General features: G+C 56.0%; 24 protein-coding genes. All 24 read right to left on the reverse strand.

What is annotated here, in order from left to right; translation table 11 throughout:
- Complete coding sequence (locus H8K04_09990; protein ID UVT14200.1) at positions 1 to 1,824, reverse strand: DUF2974 domain-containing protein; 1,824 nt, start codon at positions 1,822 to 1,824, stop codon at positions 1 to 3.
- Positions 1,825 to 2,170: 346 nt separating this feature from the next.
- Positions 2,171 to 2,593 carry a hypothetical protein gene (locus H8K04_09995; GenBank protein ID UVT14201.1) on the reverse strand — a complete coding sequence of 141 codons (423 nt, stop codon included), beginning with the start codon at positions 2,591 to 2,593 and terminating at the stop codon, positions 2,171 to 2,173.
- The gene (locus H8K04_10000; GenBank protein ID UVT14202.1) at positions 2,590 to 3,132 is read right to left on the reverse strand and encodes a DUF2974 domain-containing protein; all 543 of its coding nucleotides are present in this window, start codon (positions 3,130 to 3,132) and stop codon (positions 2,590 to 2,592) included. The genes H8K04_09995 and H8K04_10000 overlap by 4 nt, the downstream gene beginning before the upstream one ends.
- Positions 3,133 to 3,158: 26 nt before the next feature.
- The gene (locus H8K04_10005) at positions 3,159 to 3,884 is read right to left on the reverse strand and encodes a hypothetical protein (GenBank protein ID UVT14203.1); all 726 of its coding nucleotides are present in this window, start codon (positions 3,882 to 3,884) and stop codon (positions 3,159 to 3,161) included.
- Positions 3,881 to 4,102, reverse strand: a complete 222-nt coding sequence (locus H8K04_10010) for a hypothetical protein (protein ID UVT14204.1) — start codon at positions 4,100 to 4,102, stop codon at positions 3,881 to 3,883. The genes H8K04_10005 and H8K04_10010 overlap by 4 nt, the downstream gene beginning before the upstream one ends.
- A 616-nt stretch (positions 4,103 to 4,718) precedes the next feature.
- Complete coding sequence (locus H8K04_10015; protein UVT14205.1) at positions 4,719 to 5,885, reverse strand: undecaprenyl/decaprenyl-phosphate alpha-N-acetylglucosaminyl 1-phosphate transferase; 1,167 nt, start codon at positions 5,883 to 5,885, stop codon at positions 4,719 to 4,721.
- Complete coding sequence (locus tag H8K04_10020; GenBank protein UVT14206.1) at positions 5,882 to 6,943, reverse strand: DegT/DnrJ/EryC1/StrS family aminotransferase; 1,062 nt, start codon at positions 6,941 to 6,943, stop codon at positions 5,882 to 5,884. Before H8K04_10020 ends, H8K04_10015 begins: the two co-directional genes overlap by 4 nt.
- A 14-nt stretch (positions 6,944 to 6,957) precedes the next feature.
- A complete protein-coding gene (locus tag H8K04_10025) occupies positions 6,958 to 7,605 on the reverse strand; it encodes a PIG-L family deacetylase (protein UVT14207.1) in 648 nt (215 codons plus the stop codon).
- Between the two features lie 11 nt (positions 7,606 to 7,616).
- Positions 7,617 to 8,324, reverse strand: coding sequence for a WbqC family protein (locus H8K04_10030; protein ID UVT14208.1), 708 nt, complete (start codon positions 8,322 to 8,324; stop codon positions 7,617 to 7,619).
- Positions 8,325 to 8,339: 15 nt separating this feature from the next.
- Positions 8,340 to 9,893: a hypothetical protein gene (locus H8K04_10035; protein UVT14209.1), complete on the reverse strand. Its 1,554-nt coding sequence runs from the start codon at positions 9,891 to 9,893 to the stop codon at positions 8,340 to 8,342.
- 22 nt (positions 9,894 to 9,915) lie between these two features.
- Positions 9,916 to 11,103 carry a glycosyltransferase family 4 protein gene (locus tag H8K04_10040; protein ID UVT14210.1) on the reverse strand — a complete coding sequence of 396 codons (1,188 nt, stop codon included), beginning with the start codon at positions 11,101 to 11,103 and terminating at the stop codon, positions 9,916 to 9,918.
- 10 nt (positions 11,104 to 11,113) lie between these two features.
- Complete coding sequence (locus H8K04_10045) at positions 11,114 to 12,337, reverse strand: glycosyltransferase family 4 protein (protein UVT14211.1); 1,224 nt, start codon at positions 12,335 to 12,337, stop codon at positions 11,114 to 11,116.
- Positions 12,334 to 14,265 (reverse strand): asparagine synthase (glutamine-hydrolyzing), encoded by a 1,932-nt coding sequence (gene asnB / locus H8K04_10050; protein UVT14212.1) that lies wholly within the window; start codon positions 14,263 to 14,265, stop codon positions 12,334 to 12,336. Before asnB ends, H8K04_10045 begins: the two co-directional genes overlap by 4 nt.
- 4 nt (positions 14,266 to 14,269) lie before the next feature.
- Entirely contained in the window at positions 14,270 to 14,521 is a 252-nt protein-coding gene (locus tag H8K04_10055; protein UVT14213.1) for a hypothetical protein, read from the reverse strand.
- Positions 14,522 to 14,526: 5 nt separating this feature from the next.
- Positions 14,527 to 15,408 carry a class I SAM-dependent methyltransferase gene (locus tag H8K04_10060; protein UVT14214.1) on the reverse strand — a complete coding sequence of 294 codons (882 nt, stop codon included), beginning with the start codon at positions 15,406 to 15,408 and terminating at the stop codon, positions 14,527 to 14,529.
- Entirely contained in the window at positions 15,405 to 16,580 is a 1,176-nt protein-coding gene (locus H8K04_10065; protein ID UVT14215.1) for a glycosyltransferase family 4 protein, read from the reverse strand. Before H8K04_10065 ends, H8K04_10060 begins: the two co-directional genes overlap by 4 nt.
- Positions 16,577 to 17,419 carry a methyltransferase domain-containing protein gene (locus tag H8K04_10070; GenBank protein UVT14216.1) on the reverse strand — a complete coding sequence of 281 codons (843 nt, stop codon included), beginning with the start codon at positions 17,417 to 17,419 and terminating at the stop codon, positions 16,577 to 16,579. Before H8K04_10070 ends, H8K04_10065 begins: the two co-directional genes overlap by 4 nt.
- A complete protein-coding gene (locus H8K04_10075; GenBank protein UVT14217.1) occupies positions 17,419 to 18,687 on the reverse strand; it encodes a glycosyltransferase family 39 protein in 1,269 nt (422 codons plus the stop codon). Before H8K04_10075 ends, H8K04_10070 begins: the two co-directional genes overlap by 1 nt.
- Positions 18,688 to 18,746: 59 nt before the next feature.
- The gene (locus H8K04_10080; protein ID UVT14218.1) at positions 18,747 to 19,487 is read right to left on the reverse strand and encodes a class I SAM-dependent methyltransferase; all 741 of its coding nucleotides are present in this window, start codon (positions 19,485 to 19,487) and stop codon (positions 18,747 to 18,749) included.
- Between the two features lie 11 nt (positions 19,488 to 19,498).
- On the reverse strand, positions 19,499 to 20,449 hold the full coding sequence (locus H8K04_10085) for a glycosyltransferase family 2 protein (protein ID UVT14219.1): 951 nt from the start codon (positions 20,447 to 20,449) through the stop codon (positions 19,499 to 19,501).
- Positions 20,450 to 20,478: 29 nt separating this feature from the next.
- Positions 20,479 to 21,951 carry an oligosaccharide flippase family protein gene (locus H8K04_10090; protein ID UVT14220.1) on the reverse strand — a complete coding sequence of 491 codons (1,473 nt, stop codon included), beginning with the start codon at positions 21,949 to 21,951 and terminating at the stop codon, positions 20,479 to 20,481.
- A gap of 42 nt (positions 21,952 to 21,993) precedes the next feature.
- Positions 21,994 to 23,181 carry a glycosyltransferase family 4 protein gene (locus H8K04_10095; protein UVT14221.1) on the reverse strand — a complete coding sequence of 396 codons (1,188 nt, stop codon included), beginning with the start codon at positions 23,179 to 23,181 and terminating at the stop codon, positions 21,994 to 21,996.
- On the reverse strand, positions 23,159 to 24,346 hold the full coding sequence (locus H8K04_10100) for a glycosyltransferase family 4 protein (GenBank protein ID UVT14222.1): 1,188 nt from the start codon (positions 24,344 to 24,346) through the stop codon (positions 23,159 to 23,161). The genes H8K04_10095 and H8K04_10100 overlap by 23 nt, the downstream gene beginning before the upstream one ends.
- Positions 24,343 to 25,725, reverse strand: a complete 1,383-nt coding sequence (locus H8K04_10105) for an O-antigen ligase family protein (GenBank protein UVT14223.1) — start codon at positions 25,723 to 25,725, stop codon at positions 24,343 to 24,345. Before H8K04_10105 ends, H8K04_10100 begins: the two co-directional genes overlap by 4 nt.
- Positions 25,726 to 25,747: the final 22 nt, after the last annotated feature.

Consider the following 25,747-nt stretch of genomic DNA (forward strand, 5'->3'; position numbering starts at 1 on the left):
TTATCCATTCTTACGAGAGCACTGTGTTGTACTTACACCTACGTTATAATAATTACTTTCTACTGTTGTACATATCTCTTTCGAGGGGGTCGCCCCTTCGGTCCGACTTCCGCTATTCATCAGCGGATCATTGCTCTCATCACTTTCAAAGTTCTCGTTGACGGTCAGGATCTGCGTACCATTCAGCTTCACGACGAGATCGCCCCCTGCCAGCTGGTACGTGATCGTGCCATCTGCGCTTTCCCAATCAGTATGCCCGGACTTCTTCACGCCCCCCACCAGCATCCGGCCGTTGACAAAAATCGCTCCCGTGGCATCGGCGTCCTCAATCCGGTCGTGTCCATCCCCGGTGCTCCAGTAATAGCGGTCGAAGCCCGCCCCGCCCAGCAATGTATCGGTTCCAACCCCACCCGTGAGACGATAGAACCCCGTATTCCCCACCAGCAGATCGGCACCTGTACCACCAGTCAGTGAATCAGCGCCACGCCCACCCAGCATGAACGCGCCGTGATTCTGCGTATCGGTCGCATTCATGCCGCCCGCTCCTGCCTGTACGTACCAATCGCGCAATGCTGGCAGTAAGGATTCGATCCGGTCCCGATCGCTGGCGGTAAAGCTGTTGGCGAGATAGGTCTGGAAGTAGAGGTCGTAGCCCTTGGTCGTCGTCAGCGTGCTGGAGACATCCTCACGGTCGAATTGGATCCCACCCGTTATGCCCGTGAACAATTCCTTCGTCGCCGTCGTGGCATGGGCCGTATTCTCGTAATACATCTGCATGGCAAAGGCGATGAGGGTCTGGCTGACCAGTTTCACCGATGCAAAGGAATCATCCGCCATCGTCAACCCACCATCCTGCGCCAGCTTCCAGAGATCGTTGGTGAAGCGAGTGAGCATGGCATCGGCTGTGGTTACACCGGGAGCATTTCCGTTTTCGTGGCGAACTAGGCGCTCAAGAAAATTTTCTTGGCCTGAATTTGAGGCTGTTGAAAACTTGTATAAATTGCCATCAAAAACCATCGCCAACAAATCCGTCAACTTGGACGTGACTTGGCGGAACTGGTCGTTTTGGATGAAAGTCGTGAGCAAGGACTGTGCGTGCAAATCAAAACTTGAACCGAACCAATCAGCGGGGCCGTGCATTAAGGGAATTGCTGTGCCGATCGCACTAAAGGTATTAAATGGTGCAGTGGATGAGACGAACTCCCCGGTCACAGAAAACGCCTTTATGAGGTCAGTATTCGGAATTCCACCAATAACTTGTCGCTCTTGCATAAAATTAGTGAGTCTTGACAGATCACCCTCGCTGTAACCTTGACCAAGCAGGTAGTTCTTCAGGTTTGCGGCAACGTCTGGACGCACGGCACTTAGTTCCGCAGATTTGGCAAACGGGGCCTGGTCAAAGGTCACGGCCCGTTCACCAAAAAACACACCCATCAATGCTGCTAAACCGCCACCGAGGCTGTGTCCCGTAAAGGTAATGGTGGCATCGGGATGCTCTTGACGAACTTGTAGATAGTACCTGGCAGCATCATTGAGTTGAGCAGCGCCAAATCCTGTAGCCAAACCCAAATTGGCAAAATTGTCGACAGTAAATAGCCCATCGGTCCCGGCATAGGAGATGACGATTTCCTCGTCTGCTCCAGTTCCCCTACTAAACGAGACCGCTTCAAAACCACTGGATGAGGGTGTGAAGACAGGGCTATTTGGCACATGAAAGGATTCCGTCCAACCTGTTGGGACGGGAAAGAAGTTAATACCACTGGGGTTGAGAGTTGATTGATAGGCCCGTCCCGCCATCAACGCATATTGGAGATCTGTGATCATCTTCATTACCCTCTTTTGTTAATATTTCGATTGGACGCTATCTTGTGCCTTCGCTCTACTTGACGGAGCCATAAGGCACGGCACCGGATCGCTTTTTGACAGGTAACCCATCTGCCCCTGTAGGTTCAGGACAGGTACCTCGGTCTTCAATTGGCTCGCGAAGGAGAACGTAAAATTCCTTGCTCGCTCCAGGCTCTCTGTTCAGTTCTGCGACGGTTTGCGCGCGCACAAATCCGTGAATATGGCTCTCCGCCATCACTTTTTTCTTATATGGCTTATGCTGTAGCGAAAAGACTATCAGGTTAATCTTGAACTTCTCCGGAAATTCACTCAGAGAAATAGGCTTTCATCCATCCAGATACTTAAAAAACACATACGGCGGATTTGGCCGATTCCATTTTTCGACACTAAGGCATCTTGATGGCAATGTCGCCACATATGGCACGCCATCAAGAAAGTCGAGCGCCAGCAAGTGGAGATTATCAGCATCTGGCGAGGGACGATTATTACTCTTCCAGATCACCGTCCGATTGACACCAGGAATACTGAACGCCGTGGTATGTTCGGCCAGAGGGGCACCTTGATTAATTTGATGCGGCAGACTGGAGTCATAGGTGTCGGATCGTTCCACAATAATCGTGCTGCCATCATGCAACAACACTTCTTCCTTCCACGTAAATACCGTCGCACATGCGCTCATAGTTATCCCCCAGACCGACATTAAACAGACGGCGGCAACAATCCGGACCAGGAAGAAACAGGCACTCATGTCGCACTCCTTCCCAAGCTGAATACTAGCGCGAGGTCAGCTTTCGTATAGCCACTGGCAAGCAAGCTTGCTTTCAGATTCGCCGCCACATCCGGTGGTATTAGGCTCAGTTCTGCGAAGTTGGCGAATGGTGCTTGATCGAAGGTCACCGCCTGTTCGCCGAAGAACACACCCATCAGGGCCGCCAACCCTCCGCCCAAACTGTGGCCCGTAAACGTAATGGTGGCGTTGGGATTCGCCGCCTGAACTTGCAGATAGTATTCGGCCGCCTGCAAAAGCTGCACGGAGCCCACCCCAGCGGCCAACCCGATATTCGCTGCGATATCGCCTAACAGATCGGTCGGATCGGTGCCGGCAAAGGAGAGCACGATGTCGTTGCCACTTTGGAAGGAGATGGCTTCAAAGCCACTATCGTTCAAATTTCGATGTGAATTCTGAATTTCACTCCACCCTGTTGGTGCTGAAAAGCGATTTACTTGGGTTCGCGTTGAACGATATGAAACGCCCGCCAATAATGCGTACTCAAGAGTCGTTGCCATGATTTAGTTCCTCTCGTACAATTGGTTTACTTGCAAGTACGTTCAAAGTATTTCTTATTGAATTCGCCCGGCGCGCCCCATCCACATTTATAGTGAATCATCTCTTCGCAATTGACCGATGATCCAGCTGTCCCTGGCTTTACCGTCTCCCGCAGAATGCTTTTGTATTCCGGTCTGATTACATGACGGTTCAATTCTTTGATCTGCTCTGACGAGACAATACCAAGTCTCACCAAGTTCTCTACTTCACGTCCAAGAATGTCGAGAGCCACATTGATGGATTGAAACTCGGCAGGAAGGGCTTCAAGTGAAATACGCTGCCAGGATTTTCCGTCATACCTGAAGAACACATAGGGCGGATTGGGCCGACCCCATTTGTTGTACGAGAGACACAGGTTCGGTTCCGCAACAATGTAGGATGTTCCGCTCAGTACGTGCACAGCCAGCAAATAAAAGTTAGTCCGCCCAAGTTCGTCTCCATATTCGCTGGTCCAGGTGATGCGCTTATCCAACCCTGGCGGTGTGAAGGCAATCGTGTGCTCTTTGATCGGTGGCGGCTGGCCAACTTCGCGCCGCCCCCCATACGTTTGCGAGCGGGTGACAACCATCTTGGTTCCGTCATGCAACAGCACTTCTTCCTGCCAGCTATCTCCGCCAAAACCGAAGAGACCGGCTTCGACACCGCCGCTCAGACACGCCAGTAACACTCCGAGAACGGCGAGTGTGAGAAGCATTGCCTTTTGGTTACTCATGCCGCTTTCCTTTCCATCCCAAATCCCGAAGCTGCAACCTTGCCACCGCAGAAACGTTTGCTTCTTTTTCGATCGATGCAATTCAGGAGGTTCCAAGGCATCCCGGATACAAGTTCCCTGGCCACATTGATGCTGTCCACCAAGCTGAGGTTCGAAATCTCACCCACAGGCACAGCAGTGCGGAGCACCGCAATTGGCTGGTCTTTCATTTCACTCATGCGCGTGGATTCCTGGAATGATAAATGAGGGGAGATGGTCTAGCTGCAGCTTCGTAGCTTTCGCTTCGCTCATCGACGCACACTCCTTGGCAGTGTGTGAGAGACCTGAAGAATAGATATAGTAAGCTTAAACACTCACGTGTCTATTCTTAATTATAAAGTGAAGTGAGTGTAGAGGCGCCACTGGCTATCTGCCAAGGATCATTTTTGTTCTATGGGGCTACCAGAGCCAGTTTGTCGGAATCCTGTATCGAGCAGCCTCGTGTGTAGGCTCCAGAGTATTTCCACCATTCTTCTAGTTTATTTCGGCCAAGTTTATTCTAAGCAGAGTTGACTCGATCCGAGTGTGCCGCTCTGTACCTAATACTCAGGCCCACTTATAGATGTGCTAGAAATCCGGAGGCAAACTAGACAAGGACACGTGCAATCGCTCACATCCAGCAACCATCAGCGGCTGAAGCACAAGCGAGTTGTGTACTGATGTTGGGTTAGTATGCGGGTATACGGTTGGTGAGTATCTGATTAAACAAGACTGATACAGAGTGGAGTAGATTGGGAGAACAATCTGTCCCCGCCCACCATCTTGCCAGAATCCAACCAGAAGGAGTGCAAGCCCTTAGAGGCGGCGACCGCTGACTTCCAGGACGGTGATCATCGCGGCAATCAAGCCGGCTTGAATGAGCAGGACCACCGCCTCCATCGTGCCGGCCTGCCGAAGGGCCAGCGCCGCCAGCCCAAGACAGATCGTGAAGAGGAAAATCATGGCGACACTGGCCTGACGCGAGCCAAGAGCGCGCTCCAGACGATGATGTAGATGGTCTTTTCCCACATAGTCCAGCCAATCTTTCACGGATTTGACCTTTCCGGTTACGATACGCTCCACCGTGATGTGAATCATGTCGTAGATGAGCACTCCGAAGATCAGCAGCGGATTGCTGAAGGAGACAATCGGGCTGGAATCGGCCCAGTTTCCCTTCACGGCCAAACAGGCCAATGTGAATCCAATGAAGGTCGATCCGCCGTCACCTAAGAAAATGACGGCCGGTTTTGCCCCTCGAAAATTATACGGCAGAAACCCAAGGCCTGCTCCGATCATCGCAATCGCGAGCCAACCCAGCCCCGCTTGGTTCGTCTCAAACGCGACGACGCCCATGAACCCCGCCATCAGAACGGCAAGACCGGTGGCCAATCCATCCATGCCGTCGAAGAAGTTGAATGCATTCGTAATTCCAACGATCCAGAGCAGCGTCAGAAAGATATTGGCCATGTCACCAGGCAGTCCCGCGGGAAAGAGCGTCAATGCCTTCCCTGAAGCGATGACGATTCCGGCCGCCAGCAATTGGCCAAGCAGCTTGACTGAAGCCGGCAACTCGCGAATATCGTCAAGCACGCCGATGACCAGCAGGAGAGATCCAGCCGCCAGAATCGCCACCATCCAATCAAGTACGATGGAGTTGAGGAGTATCGATCCGACGAAGCCGGCATACAGGGCAATGCCGCCAAGTCGCGGAGTCGGAGTCACATGAATCTTTCGATCGGTCGGTTGATCGACGAGATTCCAGTGATGGCCGATCCATACCATCAACGGCGTCAGGGCTCCGGTTCCAAGAAACGCAAACAGAAAAATATAGAGCCACCGGAGGCCCTCAAGCTGGAAGAGGTCTCGAACAGCGGGAATCGCCAGCGCGACGGTGCCTAGCGCCGCGCCGGAAATCAGCGGAGTAATCCAGCGCCAGGTGGTGGCTGTAAACGGAATTGCCAGGTCCGATTGGGTTGCCTTCATGACCACTCCGACCGTAAAGCCACATGCACCTGGGCCACTTCCTCGTCGGTCATCGCCGGAAACAGTGGGATGGAGAGTGCGGTCCGTTCTGCCTCTTCTGCGGAGGGAAACCCATCCAATCCAAGATAGCGATGAAGCGAACGGAACACCGGCTTCCGACATTGGATGCCATGAGCCTCAAATCGAGCGATCACCTTATTCAGTCCGTCTATGTGCTCTGCCATCCCAGGCAGGCGCACGACAAAACGATAGTAGGCATGGGTGTACCCGGTCGGTACGATCGGCTGAACCAATTCTGCGTTCGTCAGCGACGTTCGGTAATCATGAGCCAGCCATTTACGTCGCTCAAGGAAAGACCCTAACCGTCCCAGCTGCGCCAAACCGATCGCTGCCTGGAGATTCGTCATCTTTAAATTTGTCGACCCAGGGCGGAGGGATGGTGTTTCGTCATACTCTCTGAGTCTCCGGGCCCGTTCCAACAAGCCTTCATCCCGCGATAACACCATGCCACCCTCACCTGTGCAGAGCAGCTTCGTGGCATAGAACGAACAGATGGTCAACAGCCCAACCGACCCTACGGACCTCCCCTGCTCTGCTGCCCCCAGTGTTTGCGCACAGTCCTCGATGATGGGAATTCCCACCTCCTGAAGCGCCGTCAGATTGGCAGGCAGACCGAACAGATGCGGGACAATCAACGCTTTGGTCTTCGTGGTCACGGCGGCGCGCGCAGCCGACGGATCGATATTGAATGTCTCCAGTTCGATGTCCACTAACCGGGGCCTGGCTCCGACACGTTCGGTTGCCAGCATCGGCGCAGCACAGACGTAACTTGGGATGAGCACCTCATCGCCCGGCCCGATTCCCAATACTCGAAGGGCGACCTCCAATGCGGCCGTTCCAGACGTCATCGCAACCCCACCGGCCAGGCCGAAATACGCCGCCATTCCTTGCTCAAACTGCTCGACGATACCTCCTTGAGCAAGCTGCCGAGACTGAAGCACCTCAACCGCCGCACGAATGTCGTCCGCTTCGATGGAAGGTCGTGAATGAGGAATCATCGTTCGAACGTCGATCAGACCCCAATGTTGATAAACAATCGCAGAGGGAGAAATCCCTCCGCCGTCCGCACGCGGCCTTGGATACCGCGAAAATGTGCCGACGACCTGACCAGATCCGCAATGCTCAGCCCTTCGATATTCGTCTTCTTCACTTGCGAGGCATGCGCTTCCAACGACTGAATTTTTCGATCCAACGCCTGCTGAATATCCACAAAGACCGTCGGTGTAAAATTTTGCGTGGTCGGCCCTTCATAGAACAGAACGTTCTTCGTGTATCGTGTGGCGGTAATTGTACTCATTGCCAAATGCCGATGGTCTTGATGTGTATCATCGTGGTAATGAACAAAAATAAAATGCGGTTCGATCTTTCGCACAATCTCTTCGACGGTTTGGATCAGCTCGCGCCCGAGGGGAACTTCTGTATCCTTATAGCCTCCCCAGAACACTTCTTCGGCTTGAAGTAATTTGGCCGACCGCTCTTGCTCCTGCTTGCGCACCGCTGTCTGACCACCGGCTCCGCCTTGTGTCATTACCATGAGAAAAATGCGATGGCCGTTCTCAGCATACTTGATCAATGTCCCGCCGCATCCTACTTCGATATCGTCCGGATGCGCCCCCAGTGCGAGAATGCGCATTGGTTCTTTGAGATCGGTGCTCCTCATGCCTGTCCCTCCTATGCGGTCATCAGATAGCGAGCCCCCGATTGCACACCGCGTACCGTCGCGAGTGCCCCAGCCCCTTGTAGCAACAACAGGTCGAGTGCAGACAGATTCGGTTCAAACGGCTCGTACATCTGGCGATAGATCGGGTGTTTGAACGCTTGCATTTCAAGTCGAATGCCGGAAGCCTCAAATCGTGGTGTGTCCATGTAGTGCTCGGCCCCTGGCCCGGCGAGGTACTGCGTCGCACCCACCGCCCGGCACAGATCGATCAGCCGATCCGTCGGCTCTTCACGGGACAGATGATCGGATGCGTTCTGCACCGGTGTGGTAATCCCGTAGGCCTTGAGTAGCCATTGCACGACAGCCTTGTTGAGATCGCTCAGCTTGGTCCACGGCTCCGAGTAGAGCTCCCGCAACTGGGCTAGATAGTGATGCCGGTAGGGAGCCTTGGCGTAATGCATCTCCAACGCCCGGAGGTGTTGAGCCTTCCATTCGGAAGTCGGATTAATCCGCACCTCGTCGATGCGCTGACCAAAATGATGCAGGACCGGCACGGTCAGCCATTGCCATCCCTGAGCGGTCCGAATGCGATTGCGATTTTGCCACTCATTTTTCTTGAACTGCACAGTATCCAGCACGATAAAGAGGTCGGCTTGATCGATCTTGTCCAGGTACCCAAGCCAGGGCAAGAACTGTGGTTGATGAATGGTGACGCGCATCTTCTCTCCAGATGATCAGCCGACCGCTGTTAGGTTTTGATCGGCAGGCTCCGAGCCATCGGCTATTCGTTGACGGCTGCTCTGGATTGCACCGCCTGTCGGCGTGACATAGATCGGGTTGGTCAATAATTCCCCGCTTTTGCCGACGACCTCTACGCGATAGTTCAGCCATGTCCCATACCGAGCTTCGCGATCCACAAGTTCCAGCTGTAAGGGAGTCCGGCCCTCGATTTGTTTGATGACCTTTCCGGATCGAATGACGCGGAGGTGAGCCGCGCACGGTTTTTCATCGATGGTCGAAACCCCAACACGAATAAGGATGCCATCACTGGTGCTTCCGTCAAGTATCTCGCCGATCTCCGCCGACTTGCCACCGCTCGACACCCGAAACTCGTCAAGCCGAAGCAGGACGTCCTGGTCACCTCTTGCTACAGCATAGGCTCGACCGTCTCGGAGCGCGGCCACAATACCGGCCATAGTTCGCTCAGCGGTCTTGATGACGGTGTACACCCGGTCGAGGTCCTTTCCGGCATCGCTGGTTCCATGAAATGCGACTTCCCCGATCATGATGGGAAACTCTGCCTGGCCAGTTGCCATGTGCAATCCCAGCAACTGGTCCCACACCCCACCCGGGGTCACCACCCGCCTGGTGTCTTGGTAGAGTCCCCCAAATCCCGTATAGCCCTGCGTTAAGACCAATGCCTCGGGATGAGGCTCTGTCTGAATCGTGACCGTTCCCAAAGGGCCAAACGAGTGCTGGCTGAAATCTCGAGCCTCCGTCATTGACCAAAAGACCAGCGCACCGCGTTCGACTGCCGTATCAATCAGGGCTTGATACGGCCTATATCCGGCTCCGCCATCATAAGAACTATATGCAGGCACCCTGACCGGCCATGCATTGGCCATCAGCACAAGAAAGATGGCCAGAAAGGTCCCGGCAAGAACGTGACGACGGCTGCACTTGGACACAATCTCTTCAGCACATCTCCGTCTCTGAGGTTTCCACAACCAGACAATTGGAGCCAAGAGGAGAAGCGGGAGCCCATTGAACACGCTCCGCCAGCTCCACACAAACGAGAGCGAATTTCCTCGTGAAGGAAGATCCTCATAGTCTTCGACCTTTTCCAGGCCAATCACCAAGAGATTCCGCTGGGCGTTGTGCATGGTGAGATCACCATGGAACAGCGAGCCAGTCCAATAATAATACGGAGCCACCTCGACTCCTGGAATAATGATCAGATTCGGATGGCGCCCTTGAACTGCGCGAACCTCATCGAGGAATCGTTGTAGTCCGTATTCCATAACGGATGGGAATGTCACGTGGTAGCGAAGAAGCCCTTCCAACGGATGGAGGCCATAGTCGTATCGAAGAGTAAAGTTCTCGGAGAGAATCAAGACATCCAACTGTTGCTGCTCAGCTCGTCTCGCCAACGATTCCAGATTTAGCAATCCCGTGCTCATCGTACTATGCACGTGAATGGCCGCCCGTAGTGAAAGTGGCGCCTGTGCCGGCCCGGCGGCAATACCTGGGACGGCAGCTGTCAGATGGACCGTCCAGGTGAAAAGCATGGTTATGATCCAAACGCTGGCGTTACACATGACCGACCGCAGCCTCTCTGTAGACCGACTCGATGGCTCGGACCATAGCCGGGATACCGTGGCTCGCTCCGACGCGTTGCATCGCCCTTGTTCCAAGCTCACCTGCCCACACGGGATCATTCAGTACACGCCGTATCGCACCGGCCAACGCTGCACCATTTCCCGGGGGAACAAGGAGGCCGTTCTTCCCATCCTCAATGAGAGCGGGAATCCCGCCTACTCGGCTGGCTATCACGGGAAGCCCCGCTGCCATCGCTTCGATCAACGCCCGCCCCATCCCTTCATTGAGCGACGGCAATACGAAACAATCCATGCCTACCAGACAAACCTCGATATCCTCTCGATAACCGACACAATGCACGCAGTGGCTGATTCCACGCTCCTGCGCCCGATTCAGCAGCGCGTCTCGCTGATCGCCGCTGCCGACAATGACGAGATGCAGCTGGGGATACTCGTGTTGCAAAAGGGCCACCGCATCGACTAAGAATCGATGCCCCTTGATATCGGTCAGCCAACCCACGGAACCGATGACTGTTGCGTCCGGTGGACAACCGAACCAATCAGGCACCAGTCGTCCTTCCATACGAGCATTCTTGAAACGGTGGATGTCGATCCCGCTTGGAATCACGGCAAAGCGATCGGCCCGTCCTACACCCCGCTCAAGATGTTCACGTGTTTCTGCGGTGGTGAGCCCAATCAAGTAATCGGTGATCCTAGCCAACGCTCGTTCGATCTGAAGAAACACCCACGAAGCCACCGATCCAAAATGGCCGTAGAAGACATGCCCGTGCGGAGTATGAACGATCGCCGGAACCCCCATGATCCAAGCAGCCAACCGTCCCAACACTCCTGCCTTAGATGTGTGTGTGTGCACGACGCGGGGCCGTTCCTGTCGCAACAGGGAGACTAGCTTCCAGAGTGCAATGACATCGGACCCTGGGCTGATGTGACGAACCAGCGACGGGACGACGTAGTAACGAATCGACTCCTTCTCTAAGAGCCGAAGATTCTCCATGGTCGCCGCCACTCCCCCCTGAGCGTCCCAGGTGCGCGCTTCACCTGCGATCACAACCGGTTCGAACTGGGTGCGATCTTGCCCTAATACTGTCAGCATGGTGTTCCGAGCAGAACCCCCTTGATCAAGCCGAGTAATGATGTGCACGACCTTGTGAGCTGCCATCTGTCCTGTTCTACGCAGCCATCCGAAACGCCATTGGGTTGTCCAACATTCTGACTAACTCGGTACAATGTTGTGTCCAATTGTAGCGATGCTCGATCAGAGCTCGCCCCTTTTTCGCCAGGCGAACCGCCTCACCCGGTTCCTGCAAACGTCTCAAGACCCGTTCAAGGGCCTCAGCAATCGAACGACCATCCGCCCCTTGAGCAACCAAGATGGGGTCGACCTGGTTCAAGACTTCAGGAATGGCGCCAACCGGCGTCCCCAGGACCGGTGTTCCACAGGCCAGAGCCTCAACCATCACCAACCCAAACCCCTCCAACTGAAGACTCGGCATCAACACAAGATCGGCTGCCTGATAGTATTGACGGAGTTGGGATTCTGGAATGAATCCGGCGAGGCGTACAACGTCCTGCAACCTTTTTCGCCGAATGTCCGCTTGAAGGTGTTCACGGAGCGGGCCTTCTCCCCCGATCACCAGCACGAATCGGTGCTCGGCGGTATTCAACATCTGTATCGCACTGAGCAAATTTTCCAACCCCATCCTCGGCACGAGATTGCGAACCGTGAAGAGGACCGTGTGGTTGTCCGGCAGGTTGAGCGCGGCTCTTGCGAAGTTCCGCTCTCCTGAAGGCATAAAGGCTTGCGGATCGACCGCTCCAGGAATCAGTCCTATGCGATCGGCCGAGATCCCGTGCGTGCCTATCACCCGCTGGCGCATGAACTGACTGAGGACCACCACACGGTGGCATCGGGACATGACTGCGTGTTCCACCGAGCGCCTGCCTCGAAGATTGGCATGTCGACGCAAGCTCGTGATGGTCGATCGAGCCGGAGCCTGTCTCGTCCCATATTCCTCGTGAGCGAGAGAGTGGCAAATATAGATCCATCGTGACGCCGCATGGCGGCGCGACAGAATCGGTCCGAGTCCGGCCATGGACTGATGCACGATGACGGCATCCAGCGGTTCGGTTGCGCGGAGACGGTCGAAGTACTCGACCGATCGGCGCACCGAGGACCAGAGAAACGCCGCTTCATGCCTCCGGCTGACGGGATACCGCCATTCCCGGAGACCATCCACCTCGATCACGCCTTCCGGCTCATTCTCCGGAGCTCGCGCGAGCAACTCCACCCGATGTCCGAGCGCTGCCAACCCCAAAGCTTGATTGCGCAGCACGCGCTCCGCCCCGCCGATCACGCGTTGTGCCGAGACTTCGGCCAGTAATAGTATGTTCATGCGCTCGCCACGACCTCCGTTCTGTCATGGGAACCGGCACGCACCCGTCGATGCCAGAGTTCCAGCACGATCAGTGCGTAGAGTTGATCCGAACAGTTTCGACGGCCGGCGTCATGCTCTTCCCATAGCCATTGTACGTAGCGCGGTTTCACATAGCCTCGTTTCCTGATCACATCATCCGATAATAGGTCGTGTGCCATCTCACGAAGGTCCTCTCGAAGCCATCGAGCCATCGGCACCATGAACCCTTGCTTGGGTGCATGAAGAATCCGATCCGGCAGGATCCCTCGCAGCATTCGACGCATGAATCCTTTCAAGCGCCAACCGGCAAACCGCATCGAAGACGGGACCCGCAGCGCTGCGGTCACCAGTTGCTGGTCGCAAAATGGAACGCGCAGCTCGAGCGAATGCACCATGCTCATTCGATCCCCCATGCGCAGGAGATCATCCGGCAGATAGCTCTGTAGGTCCACGCCCATGGCACAATTCATGGGATCGGTTGAGGGCCACTGGTCGAACAACTCGTCGGCAAGTCCTCGCGGCCTCTCACCGGCAAACATGGCCTCCAATTGGTCCCCCCAGAGAGTGCCGTCCCATTCAGCAGGAATAAACGTGGTCCACCGGCGGTACTGCTCTGGAAGCGGGAGATGGCCACCCTGGAGAAATCGTTTCAGGCGGGCAGCGTGATCGCGGCTGGTTCCTCGCTCGCCAATGGATGCACTCCATTGAGCTATCCGTTCACGGAGCTTCAGTGGGAGGCGTTGATACTGTGCGGCGGTGCGCATGCCAAGATATCGAGGATACCCACCGAAGAGTTCGTCTCCACCGATCCCCGAGAGCGCAACCGTGACGGTTTGCCGAGCGATTTCAGACACCAAATAGGTCGGAATGGCCGATGAGTCGGCGAATGGCTCGCCCATCCCCTCGACCACCTTCTCGATAAGGGCAACCGCATCCGGTTTCAGAATCGTTTCGGTATGGGTTGTCTTGAAATGAGCAGCCAGAAAGCGCGCCGATTCCAGTTCACTGAACGATTGATCGGCAGGATGCTCATATCCGATCGTGAAGGTCTTGATGGGGTCTGTCTGGTATTTGGCCATGACAGCCAAGAGGGACGCGGAGTCGAGGCCGCCTGAGAGGAATAATCCCAAGGGCACATCGCTCACGAGATGAGCATGCACTGTCTCCTCAAACGCGCGTAAGACTTCCGGTACGGCATCCTGGCTCGTCCACTGGCCGTCATGGTGAAGCTCATCCTCCAGACGATAGTAGCGCAGCAATTCTGTACGTCCATCCGATACCTTCAACGCTTGACCGGGACGCAGCTGTTGCACGCCGGCGACAGCCGTGGCAGATCCCGGTATGTATAAATGCGTCAAATATTCGGCGATGCTTTCGGGACAGAGCTGCCAATCGGGCAAGGCCTCGAGTAATGAGGGAATCTCCGATGAAAATACCACGCACCTTTCCCCACCGGCTTCGGGGCAGCGGATCGCATAGTACAGCGGTTTGATGCCAAGACGATCACGGATCAACCATGCGCAGCGACGCTCCTGATCCCACAAGGCAATGGCAAACATGCCTCGCAATCGGCGAAACGCCTCGAACCCTTCATCTTCATACAAATGGACCAGGACTTCCGTATCACACTGATTCGTCAGGTGGTGCCCTCTGTTCAACAGCTCTTTCCGCAATTCTCGGTAGTTGTAGATCTCGCCGTTCATGATGGCCCACACGGTACCCGTCTCATTGCTGACCGGTTGCCGGCCACCTTCCGGATCGATCACTCGAAGTCTCCGCACGCCAAGCGCGATTCCAGATTGCCGATAGACTCCTTCCTCGTCCGGACCACGATGGACCAGTCTTCCAAGCATTGCGTGGACCGCCGTGCCGTCATTCTGTCCTATGACTCCGCAAATTCCGCACATGGAACTATTTCCCCTTGTCGAGTACGGCACGATCGCGACGCTCCAACTCTTGCCGCTCGCGTTCGTGTTGTGGCGATACCGATTGCGGCGGAACGTCCACCGGTTCATATCGCGTATGCTTCGCGCTTCCGACTGACTCCAGGAGTGTGCGCACACCGAGTGCCGCCATGGCGCCGAGAAGGCACAACAACAAGATCGCACCCCATCCGCGCAGTGTCCGTTTCCAAGACCGCTTGTGCGCCAAATAGGCACTCATGGTTCCTATCCTGGTCGCTGAGCGACGATTTCAAACGAGGGAGCGCACAGGAGACGACCGCTCGTTACGTAGTACACAGTCTGAGATAGCGGCCACAGTACTGTTCGGCTGACTGTCCATTTCAATCGGCTCACCCATGGGTGCACGGGAGACAAGGGACCTCGGCTGGGCCTGGAATTGCGCAGGCTGATGATGCTGAGCCCGGCTCGTTCCATCAAGGTCGTCAGCGCTCTGGCAGTGTAAAGATACCAATGGAAGGCTTGGTCATATTGGGAGCCGATCCAGCGAGCGGGGTTCCGCATCGATAGATGGAACACTCCGTTTGTCGCGCGCACCAGCATCAGTCCCTTCGGTGTGAGGAGGTTGCTCGCTTGCTGAAGCATGACTGACGGGTCGGCCACGGTTTCCAGCACGTTGATCAAGGTCACGACATCGAATCGCGGCACCTGTTCACCATCCCCAAGCGTGTGGGGCGGTAACATAGGGAACCCCTTCTGCGCGGCTCGAAGCGCGGCCTGTTTGGATAGTTCGATTCCCGAGCAGTTCCATCCGCCCTCTCGACAGAGCAACAGGAACCCTCCATCTCCACACCCGATATCAAGCAGGGTACCTGAGGGCGATCGATACGAAGACAGGTGCTTCAACACACTTCGAAACACCGGCTGACGATCATCTAAGGCTTCGACGGCTCCATAATCACCATCGTAGCTTTCACGAAAATAGTCTTCGACTGACTCGCGTGCCGGGCGAGGAGAGAGAAACACGAGCTCACACGTGGGACACTGAACATACCGCCTGGTTGGAGTGTGAAATACCTCGGACGGCGGTTCCAGAGTTCCGCAGGGACATATGCTGGAAGCTTCTTGGAGAGCGCTTGCCGCGTTCATGCCGCTTCCTTCTGCACCTCTGGAGGTGCAACCGCCGATGAGCTGCGCAAGGCCGGCATCGCCTCTTCAAATACCTTGACCGTGTCTTGAACCATTTTCCCTGCCGTAAACCGCGCTGCCACTTCTTGTTGCCCTGTCTTGCCCATTCGCGCGGCCCAAGCCGGATCCCGAAGCATACTCCGAATCGCCGCTTCCAAGGCATGGGAGTTCCTCGGGGGAACCAGTAGGCCGTTGCTGCCGTCGCGGACGATCTCCGGCACACCATTGACGCTCGTTGCAACAACGGGCCGGCACATGGCCAACGCCTCTAGGACTACAAAGGGAAACCCTTCTGACAGGGAAGGCAACACGACCACATCTGCTGCGGCATACCAGTCTCCCACGTCGTCCCGAGCGCCCACAAACCGACAGGACTGCTCAACTCCCTTCTCTCTCGCCAAGGTCCTGAGGACTTCCCGACATTCACCTTCCCCAACAAACAAGCAAACCAGTGACGGCCATTCTTCCAGAAGACCGGGGAGAGCACCGATCAAAAACCGATGGCCCTTTTCCTCCGTGAGTCTCGCGACTGTGAGGAGCGCGGGCCCATTTCCTACACACCATTCTCTCCTGATCTTGTTGCGATTTCCCCAACCGGAGAACGAAAGGAGGTCAATCCCGTTCCAAACCGTCGTCGTTCTCGCAGCAGCAGCGGGGCAGTCGGCCAGGACATCTCGCTTGATGGCATCGGAGACACAAATCAGTCGATCGGCCTGTGGAAGCAGAGCCCGCAGGATCGCGATATAGAAAGACCGTTTGGCCGGGTTGATTTCGTAATCTCTGATGGAGTTGTGTATCGTCGCCACCACGCAAGGCACTCCGGCCAACCATGCTGCCAGGCGCCCATACACGTTCGCGCGCGCCCCATGCGTTTGGAGAACCGTCACCTTGTTCTGCTTGAGTACGTATGCCAGCCGCAGGAGCGCCAACGGATTGAAGAGCGGGGTCAGGGGGACGACGCTGGTCGGAACCTTCTTTGATATCATTCTCCCGACAAACGGACCCGGTTCCGGACAGATCAGGAGCGGACGAAAACGGGTGTGGTCCAATCGATCAAACAGCAGTTCCAGATACCGCTCACCTCCACCATACCCGGCTGAGCCGGCCAGTTGCGCCAGAACGACCGGCTTCATGGTTTCCTCCCGACGATCAACAGGCTGCCGCGCAAGTGAGGCACGACATAGAACGGCCATTTGGCCCAATCAATGCCATGTTGCTTGACGGACTGACGGCAGTCTTGTGTGTCTTCGCCGAGAAAATACCGGGATTCCGCGATGCAAAATCCGGTTTGGCTCAGCATGTCGGTCAATTCGTGCATGGCATACTCTCGGGCATGCGGCCGCCATTCATCATCGGGATTCTTGTATCCCGGTGGAGCAAGGCGATCGTTCAGGGTACGACCGATCAAGAGCTTGAAGATGTTCCCGATCCGAGTGACGTTCGGCGTCGTCAGCACCACATGACCGCCGGAACGAAGAATTCGAAACGCTTCCTCGAGCAAATGGAACGGCGAAGTCAGATGTTCGATGATTTCCAGCGCGAAGACCAGTTGGACCGAATGGTCCGGAAGAGGGACCTTCTCGGAGTATCCCTTAGCTTGAAAGTGACCGCCCAACGGATCGAGGTCGACCGTCATGATGTCCGCATGGATGTCCTGCCGCATGAACTCTACGAAGTCCCGGGAAACCATCAGCCCGGCTCCGTACAACTGAGCCGCTTTCGTATACCTGATGCGACGGAGCAGTCTCAACAAGCTTCCGGGGAAAGGCCCTAAATCGACGATCGACTGTGTCTCCGGCGGCAGCATGCGCAAACCGCTCCGCAATGCCACATGCAAACGGTCCCGGCATTTCATCGCATGGTGCATGGGAATCTTGAACCGTTCATCTTGCTGCCCGAAAGACTCATAGGCAGACGGCTGGTAGGTTTTCAGGACGTCGGAAAAGTGATCTCTCGTCAATTCGTAGGCCATCACGCGCTCGTCATATGTAATGAAACCGGCCGCCTCTGGAGAATTGCTCGACGCATCCTAAAATGAGGAACTGCTGCGACTGATAGCATCATGAGACACGGTAGTACGGGTAGCGCATAGCGACCGGCTTCCACAGTGAAGGGCACATACCCCGCCGTCAGGCCGATAGGGAACAGATAGAGAGGAAGCAGGGTCTTCCAGTGCTCTCGATGAACCCACGCACTGAAGCAAGCCAAGACAATCAGACCAGGAACAAGCAACAGCCGCTTGACCAGACTATACGTGGCCACCGCCAAATTCCTCTCCTTGAGATCCTTCTGCAGCCCATGCATGAACCCTTGTCCTTCATCCGACAAGTAGTATGCGTTGCCGACCCAGAAATCCCAGATCCTTCCACATGTCAGGGCCGCGTAATTCAATGGGTCGGCCACGATTCGATCTACTCCCTTTCTACGAAGCAGTTGATCCGTCGACACGTCATACATCGCATATGCATAGGGCAGCGGGGTGATCCCGGCACTCTCCCATATGGCTTGTTCTTGTTCCTGCGACATCGGCCAACTGCCCCGAGACGAGGGATCACTTCCCATCCACAGCCCTGCGCCCACACCGGCCGAAACCGGGATAATGTGATGAAACGACATGTAGTTCCGCACGGACCACGGCAGCACGAGCACGAGACACGTCGCTCCGTACACCACTCCATACTTGACCCGTTGTGAGAGCTGATCGGTGTCTATCCATATGAACGCCATCAAGACCACGGCCAACACCAAGACCACCGGTTTACACAGGATCGTCAGACCGGCAGCGAGCCCCATCAGGGTGAATTGACGGCTGGACGGGACCTGTGCAGATCTGACCACCGTCCAGAGCCAGACACTGATTAACAGTGTCAAAAGGGCTTCGCTCCGGATCCTTGGGTCATAGGTCCAATAGGCCGGATAAAGGAATACGATGGACGCAGTCCACGCCCCTACTCGGGAATCCCACAATGCAGTTCCAACTCGGTAGAGACTCCACGCGGCTCCGAGATCGAAGAGTATATGAAGCATCGGCACCCAGTCCGGTCGATGGCCGACCAGGAAATAGAAACTTGCGAGCACGGCCGGATAGAGAGGGGCGACATGCGCGGCAGGATCGACCCCATCCAGCGTGAACCGCCCCAGAATCACCAGATTCCATGCCAGCGTATCAAACAGCTGATCGACGGCAAACGAATGCCCTGGCGCCGTCCAGATGACCCAGGCTCGCGCAAGCAGACCCATACAGATTGCCGACAGGACAATCATTCCTGTGTTGAACCTCTGACTATTCGGGCGGCCGATCATTTAATACAGACCCCGATCAAGTTGGTGTCTTCGGCAATTCCTTCGCCGTATTCAATATCCGCCGGAACGATCTCGTCCAACGGTGGTCCCCCATGCCATCGACTGATCAGGCCACCGATCCAATGACGGATGGGTCGTGGCACACAATTTCGGAGTCCTGACGGATCCCACTGACGGACGCGATCCATCGATTGTTCTACAGCCATCAACCGCCGGCCTTGGCGGCGTCCATACCAGCGAATGATCGAAAAGTATGGCGCCAGGAGCGCTTCGAACTCATCCGCCGTGTATTCACGAACGTGGTAAGGATCACCTGGAATGACTCCCCTCCCCTTTCCATGAGGTGTAAAAATGATGAGCATGCCTTGAGGTTTCAACACGCGAGTGAGCTCGGCGACGAAACGCTGGTCATCTTGGATGTGTTCAATCGTATCCTGTGAAACGATGCAGTCGAACGATTCATCCCGAAAACCGAGGGCGCATCCATCCATCGCAAGAAAATCGACATTGCATCGAGGATAATCGGTTCGGCTCTTGGCGACGACGCTTGGCACGCAATCGATCCCGACAATCCGATCCGCCCTAGCGCCGAGGTAGTCGGCACCGTAACCGGTTCCACAAGAGAGATCCAAAATGCGCCGGTTCCCCAGTGAGCCGACTTGACGAGCGGCCCACACATATCCTGACAAGTTCACCATGTGCTGCGTATCAGTGGGATAAGGGGATCGTCGTTCCACGAGCGTGTCCTTTATCCTTTATTCAGACCGGACCAGGCCAAGCCAGTCTGTGTCGGCCGTCTTCCGATCAATAAACGACGTACGATCGACAGATAGGTGTCGAAAGATATGTCTGTCGCAACCGATTGGGATCTGCCGAGCGCCCCGATCAGACGAACCAGTGCTCCAACGGCTATCCAGCCTTTCATGATCCAGCATTTGAGCCATGAAAAGTGTTTTTCCACGTACCTGATTCGGCTGAACTCCCATACGATGTTCAAACAAGCTCGATCATTCGTTCCACTGCGGCCGAGCAAATGTACGATGTCTGCATCGGCCAGATGCCGAATCCGATACCCCCGCCGCCGGATTTCCCGGCATAGATCCACATCCTCGAAATACATGAAATACCCTTCGTCTAACCCACCGCACGCCTTCATCAGCTCGCGGCGCACCAGGAGACACGCCCCATTGATCCAGTCCACATCCTGTGACTGCGAACAGTCGATGACCTGCCTGGCCGCCAGGGAACCCTGTAACGTAGGAGCCCATCGTCGGAAGACCTCGGCATAGATCAGATGATCCCGAATCGATGGAAAGGGATAACAAGATTGGTACAGGAGGCCATCCCCGGTCCACTGTTTGCACCCCACGGCGCCGATCGTTGGCTCTTGATCAAGACAGGCCAGCATCCGATCCAATGTCTGCGGCCATATACGTGTGTCGCTGTTCAACATGAGAAAATATCGCCCGCGGCTCAGTGCGAACGCTTGGTTGACCGCTTTGGCAAATCCCAGGTTGTCTGGATTCACAATAAGGTCAATCTTGGGATACGTCATTTGCACGGCGGGTACCGTCGCATCCTGCGAGTTGTTGTCTACGACGATGACTTCAAATCGAATCGCATCCGTAGATTCGAACACCGACTTGAGGCAATCGAGCAACAACGTTCGGGTGTTGTAGCTGATGATGGCGATCGACATGTCCACTAAATCTCCTGAATCTCCCGATGTCATGCTCTTGCACCCTGTGCTTGATAGTTCCAGAGCGCATTGAGGCGTGGACGCTCAATCCACCACAGATACCCACCGAGCATTCCAGCGGCAAGCAGAGCAAGGATCTCGGGCGTCCAGGGAATCGCGACTTGATGCTCTCCCTGTAGTGAGGAGAGGAGTACGCCCGCTATGAGACCAATGATCCCTGTTCGGCCGAGTGCCACGAAGGTGGCATGGCCGGATGAGCCCAGAAGTCGGTGTGTTTCCAACGCTTGCAGTACAACGCCGAGTATGAAGCTGATTGTCAGCGAGAGAGCGGCGCCGAGTACCCCCAACGAGCTCGTCATTGGAACAATGATGGCCAGATACAATACACACTGCCCGACCCAACTCCTCATTTGAAGGTCGGGACGTCCCATTCCAAAGTGCAACGAGGCCATCACAGCGGCATATCCGCTACAAACGGTATATACACAAAGCACTTTCAGCGGATCGACAATACCGATCCATTGCGGGCCAAACACGAAGGGCACAAGAATAGGCGCCAAGGTACCGATCATCACCGCCAGCGGAATGTAGGCGATACCCACAAGTCCCGCTTGGAGGTCGAAGACACGGGCAACCCCGAGCCGGTCTTGCTGCAATGAAGCATACGTCGGCACGCTGATTTGCTGCATGAGCGATGTGGCTCGAGCGCCCAACAGCAGCGGGATGGCGAGCGCCACCTGATAGAATCCGAGCGCTTCCGCTCCGAGTTCCCGACCGACGACCAGTTCTCCACCGGTCATGACCCCGAAGGCACACAGCGTCGTGATGTTGAGACGGCTGCCGTACCGGAAAAAGTAGGATACTGATGAGCTTTTCAGGGACCACCGCGGAGTAAAGGGCGACACCAGAAAAGACAGCACACATCCGACCACCAGGCCGGCCAGCTGCCCGATGACGAGTGCCCAGACGGTCCGGTAGACAACCGCAACGGTGACGGTCACGGTCGCTTCCACACTTCGACGGACAACATCCAGTGTCACGCGACGCTTCAGGTCGAGTTGTTTCATCATCATGGCCAGTGCCGGGCTTTGGACTCCCTGTACGATCAATGCCAGGGCGTGGACACGCAACAGGGACTCAAGCACCGGCATACGCATCAGATCGCTGATTATCCCCGCCAAGACCCAGATTCCTGCCGCCATCACCAGCCCCCGGAGAGCCGACAGTGTCCATGCCGTGGCCAGGTCTTCCTCAGTCACGCGCTCTTTCGCAATGAGAGCCGAATCAACCCCCAACTCACTGAGGGTCAACATCGCCAGTAACACGGCGGCCGACGCGGCCATGATTCCGAAATCCACCGGTGTCAGGATTCTCGCCAGGACGGCAAGTTGTCCCGCCGCAATCACCTTGTCGAGCAAGAATCCTCCACCAGCCCACCAGCCGGCGCGAAGGATCCGATGACGTAGACGCGTCGCGCCCGATTCATCATTCTGAATAGACATGGTCAGTCGACTGTCCGTGTGCCTGTTGCCCTGCCGTGCCGTTCATGCCGCGAGCGCTGTTCCGGCGATAGCCCGGTGACAGACCTGCTCGAGTTGCGCGGCTCGTGCCGACCAGGTATGAGATCTCATCACGGCAGCCCGCCCGCGCTCTCCCATGCTTCGTCGGAGCTGATGATCGCCCAAGAGCGTAACGAGTTGCCGAGCAAGATCGTCTGGATCGTCGGCTGCTGTCGGCAAACCGCAGCGCAGCTCAGATACGGTGTCTCCGTAGCCGGGCCCTTCCGTTGCGACGACCGGTCGCCCACAAGCCAAATATTCCCACAGCTTCATTGAATCCCCTGGATAGGAACGAGTCTGTCGATGGAGGACCACACAGACGTCGCAGGCCGCAATCCATTGAGGCACAACATCGAAGCCGGCGCGCCCGGTAAAACGGATGTAAGGAGAAAGTTGGAGGCGATCAACCCGTTGTTCTAATGCGGCCTTTGTTTGCCCGTCTCCGACCAAAAGGCATTGCACCGTTGGAAAGGATTTTGCGACGATGACCATTGCATCGACCAATGTATCCAGACCATGCCACGGGAAAAATCCTCCGACAAATCCGATGTAGGGTCCCGAACCGCCGAGATGTAATTCCTTCCTGGCTCGTTCATGCGATTGCGGACAGAACCGATCTGGGTCCACCCCATTCCTGATCACGAAGCATTTCTTGGGATCGACCGGCTCAAGGCTTTGGAGACTTATCAACATTTCTGGGCATACACTCACGACCGCCTTTGCCTTCCTTGATGCACAGCGAAGACCATACGTTAATAGGTCAGGAAGCGGTGCAAGACGCCACAGACCTCGTACTTCCTCAGCGGGGAGTCCGTTGACGAAGTACACGACAGGACAGGAGACGTTTCGCAGAGCCCAAAGGGGAGCCATCTGACCGGGTGAATCGAACCACAGCAACAGATCCGGTCGACTTGTACATAGGAGTCTTTTGAGTGTACGGATCGAGTTCACGAGAAATGAAACGGGACGCATGCTTCCCCATCTGACCACGGGAACCCGCTGCATGCGGATTGCGGCCGGCGCTGAGAAGCCGGATTCGTATCGATGAGACTCCGGAGCCACCACGGTGACCTCATGCCCTCGTAATGCCAACGCCTTGGCAAGTTCCAATACCTGCCGCGCACCACCCGCCGCCACCCCGAGATCTTCGTCACAGTACGTGAGAATGTGCATGATGAGTGGCTGTCATGTCTTCATCGAGCCATCGTCTGAGTTGTCCCGCGATGGCCGTCCAGGAAAACCTGCTTTCCACGAAGCGGCGACCCTGCGCACCCATGACTCCGCACCGCGCTGAGTCCTTCAAGAGTGCGATGATTGCATCGGCAAGCGGGCGGGCCTCGTCCGGCGGCACCAATTGCACACCGCTATCGGTAGTGAAGATCGAGACGACGGAGGGAATGGCGCTGGCCACTACCGGCCGGCCACACGCGAGATAGTCGAAAATCTTCACGGGCGAGGTCTCACCTCGATCGCCGCGAAACGGAGCCACGCAGACACTCATGGCACTGATCCAAACCGGAACCTCCCAGTATGGAATGCGACCCGTCCATGCGATGCTGTCCTCCAGATTAAGTCGCGCCGCCTGTTGCTTGAGTTCTTCAGCCGCCTCTCCGTCGCCCACCAAGATGAGCTGTGCCGTCGGATACACCGTCTTGATCACAAGCATCGCACTCAGCAGGGCATCCAAACCCTGATAACGGTAGAAACTCCCGACGAATCCAACATACGGGCGGGAAGGCGAGAGCCCCAGCTCCAATCGAGCGGCCACCGCGTCACGCGGAACAAACAATTGCACATCCGTTCCACTGGGAAGTAGTGCGATCCGCTCGAGCGGCACGTCATAGCGTTCATGAAGCAACGACCGCAATCCCTCCGTCAGCACGACAATGCGGTCACAATGCCGCAATGCCAGGCGGGCCGATAGCCGCTTGAGACTGTGCACGACTCCTGTCCGATCATCGAGCCATTCGGGAACCGGCTCGCCGTTCACCTCGCAGACGCACGGCACGCCAAGGAGTTTGGCCAGAACCAATGCGTGTGGGCTGTCCATCCATCGGTAATACACGACATCCGGCCGTGCGAGCAGGGCACGCATCAGCCCATGTATGAATGAGAACAGTGCGTACGAAAGCGGCCGGAGAAACCGCAGGTGGATGAGCCGGATCGGAATGACCGTGCAGACACGCCGTCTCAGCGCGGATCGATACCGCGGGGGAAAGAGCGTGACTCTATCTCCAACCTTGGTGAGGGCGTCCGCCAAGGCCCACATTCGGATCAACCCGACCGGATCACGAGGAGCATCCGGCTCATACCAATAGCAAAAGAGAAACCACGTCACACAGCCTCCTGGGGCCTGGCCGGCGACTCAATCTGAGCCGATAGAGTCGGCAATAGCATGACGAGCCCTGCGCAAAGCCAAAATGGTTCCATAATGCGGATGATGATGAAGGTATTGGCCCCGATCCCGTGGGCAAGGAGAGCGAGCAAGCCCAACAGAAGTCCGTGGGCCAATCCTTTGGCGAACGGATCGGTTTGAGACAGAAACGACTCTCGAGCGCAGCGCCAGAGTCGATAGATGATGAATCCGAAGGCGACAAGCCCTGCAAGGCCTGTCTCGCCGATGATCTTGACGTATTGGGCGTCCGCCCAAGCATATCCCGTGATGCCACGCCCTAAGATCGGATCGTGAACCCAGTCTTTCAAGACGTACGCCCATGACTTCAAGCGCTCTGTCGTCGAAAGATCCAGTCCCACCTTGCCGACCTTTATCTCTCCGCCATACTGGCGCCCGAAAAACGTTTCATTCACACGTTGTTTCACATTCGCAGGCGCCAACAGTGGAATCAGCATGATGATGGCGAGCAGGAGCGTGACCACACGCGGCCGCCGCCACTGGGTCAACCCTACCGCCATGAGCAGGACGGCTCCGGCGAGGTAGGACGAACGCGACAAGGTAGCCATGAGCGCCAAGATGGCAAAACCGCTGAGCACCAGCAATGCAATGCGGATTGGGCCGATCTGAATATGCAACAACAGACCCGTCATGATGGCCAGTAAAAACACCAGGTAGCCGCCGAGCGTATTTGGTTCACCGCTTTCCCCCTCGAAGGGCGCTGATGCGCGTTGCCCGCTTGGGATTTGATAAATCGCATACACGCTCACGATGAGACCCACAACGAGCAGAGCCGACACGAGGCCTACGACCTGCTCCTGTGACCGCACATGGTTGACGACCATGAAAAACACGAAGAAGTATTCGAAGTATTTCAGGACGAAGAAAAACCCTGTCATGGGTCTGACATGTCCGTTCAAGATGCCGACGAGAGTCGAAACCACGCAGATCACCATGTACACGGCGATCGGTCGGTTGAGTGGAGTCTCCCGAAACAGGGCCAGCTCACGATAGATGATATTCTTGACCAACCAGCTCGCTCCGATGATGACCAAGAGGATGTCGTCCATTCGAAACGACAGTTCCCGCCCGCCAACACCGCGGCCTTCGACCCGTCCGACCGCAATTTCAGGCGACAACAGCATCGACGCGATCAGGAGATAGAGCGCAGCGGATACGGACGTGAAGGCCGTCAGAACGATCAAGAAGCCGACGACGGCTTGCATGCCGATGGCGGGTGTTGTCAGGGTCAGGCCGAGCGCGATGGCGACCGCAAGAGCCGAAATAACGAGGCTGTCTTGTGCATTAACGGCCGTGTGCTGCATGGCGCGGAAGCTCCTGGAATCA

Source organism: Nitrospira sp. (genome assembly GCA_024760525.1).
Classification (GTDB): Bacteria; Nitrospirota; Nitrospiria; order Nitrospirales; family Nitrospiraceae; genus Nitrospira_D.

What these genes read in the sequence shown, in the direction of transcription:
- H8K04_10035 (UVT14209.1), bottom strand. Translation starts at nt 9,893, where the DNA reads ATGCTTTTCACCTGGACGGTCCATCTGACAGCTGCCGTCCCAGGTATT.
- H8K04_10085 (UVT14219.1), bottom strand. Translation starts at nt 20,449, where the DNA reads ATGTCGATCGCCATCATCAGCTACAACACCCGAACGTTGTTGCTCGAT.
- H8K04_10010 (UVT14204.1), bottom strand. Translation starts at nt 4,102, where the DNA reads ATGAGTGAAATGAAAGACCAGCCAATTGCGGTGCTCCGCACTGCTGTG.
- H8K04_10005 (UVT14203.1), bottom strand. Translation starts at nt 3,884, where the DNA reads ATGAGTAACCAAAAGGCAATGCTTCTCACACTCGCCGTTCTCGGAGTG.
- H8K04_10105 (UVT14223.1), bottom strand. Translation starts at nt 25,725, where the DNA reads ATGCAGCACACGGCCGTTAATGCACAAGACAGCCTCGTTATTTCGGCT.
- H8K04_10060 (UVT14214.1), bottom strand. Translation starts at nt 15,408, where the DNA reads ATGAACGCGGCAAGCGCTCTCCAAGAAGCTTCCAGCATATGTCCCTGC.
- H8K04_10070 (UVT14216.1), bottom strand. Translation starts at nt 17,419, where the DNA reads ATGGCCTACGAATTGACGAGAGATCACTTTTCCGACGTCCTGAAAACC.
- H8K04_09990 (UVT14200.1), bottom strand. Translation starts at nt 1,824, where the DNA reads ATGATCACAGATCTCCAATATGCGTTGATGGCGGGACGGGCCTATCAA.
- H8K04_09995 (UVT14201.1), bottom strand. Translation starts at nt 2,593, where the DNA reads ATGAGTGCCTGTTTCTTCCTGGTCCGGATTGTTGCCGCCGTCTGTTTA.
- H8K04_10090 (UVT14220.1), bottom strand. Translation starts at nt 21,951, where the DNA reads ATGTCTATTCAGAATGATGAATCGGGCGCGACGCGTCTACGTCATCGG.
- H8K04_10040 (UVT14210.1), bottom strand. Translation starts at nt 11,103, where the DNA reads ATGGCAGCTCACAAGGTCGTGCACATCATTACTCGGCTTGATCAAGGG.
- H8K04_10015 (UVT14205.1), bottom strand. Translation starts at nt 5,885, where the DNA reads ATGAAGGCAACCCAATCGGACCTGGCAATTCCGTTTACAGCCACCACC.
- H8K04_10020 (UVT14206.1), bottom strand. Translation starts at nt 6,943, where the DNA reads ATGATTCCTCATTCACGACCTTCCATCGAAGCGGACGACATTCGTGCG.
- H8K04_10025 (UVT14207.1), bottom strand. Translation starts at nt 7,605, where the DNA reads ATGAGGAGCACCGATCTCAAAGAACCAATGCGCATTCTCGCACTGGGG.
- H8K04_10095 (UVT14221.1), bottom strand. Translation starts at nt 23,181, where the DNA reads ATGCACATTCTCACGTACTGTGACGAAGATCTCGGGGTGGCGGCGGGT.
- asnB (UVT14212.1), bottom strand. Translation starts at nt 14,265, where the DNA reads ATGTGCGGAATTTGCGGAGTCATAGGACAGAATGACGGCACGGCGGTC.
- H8K04_10075 (UVT14217.1), bottom strand. Translation starts at nt 18,687, where the DNA reads ATGGGTCTGCTTGCGCGAGCCTGGGTCATCTGGACGGCGCCAGGGCAT.
- H8K04_10030 (UVT14208.1), bottom strand. Translation starts at nt 8,324, where the DNA reads ATGCGCGTCACCATTCATCAACCACAGTTCTTGCCCTGGCTTGGGTAC.
- H8K04_10045 (UVT14211.1), bottom strand. Translation starts at nt 12,337, where the DNA reads ATGAACATACTATTACTGGCCGAAGTCTCGGCACAACGCGTGATCGGC.
- H8K04_10000 (UVT14202.1), bottom strand. Translation starts at nt 3,132, where the DNA reads ATGGCAACGACTCTTGAGTACGCATTATTGGCGGGCGTTTCATATCGT.
- H8K04_10055 (UVT14213.1), bottom strand. Translation starts at nt 14,521, where the DNA reads ATGAGTGCCTATTTGGCGCACAAGCGGTCTTGGAAACGGACACTGCGC.
- H8K04_10065 (UVT14215.1), bottom strand. Translation starts at nt 16,580, where the DNA reads ATGAAGCCGGTCGTTCTGGCGCAACTGGCCGGCTCAGCCGGGTATGGT.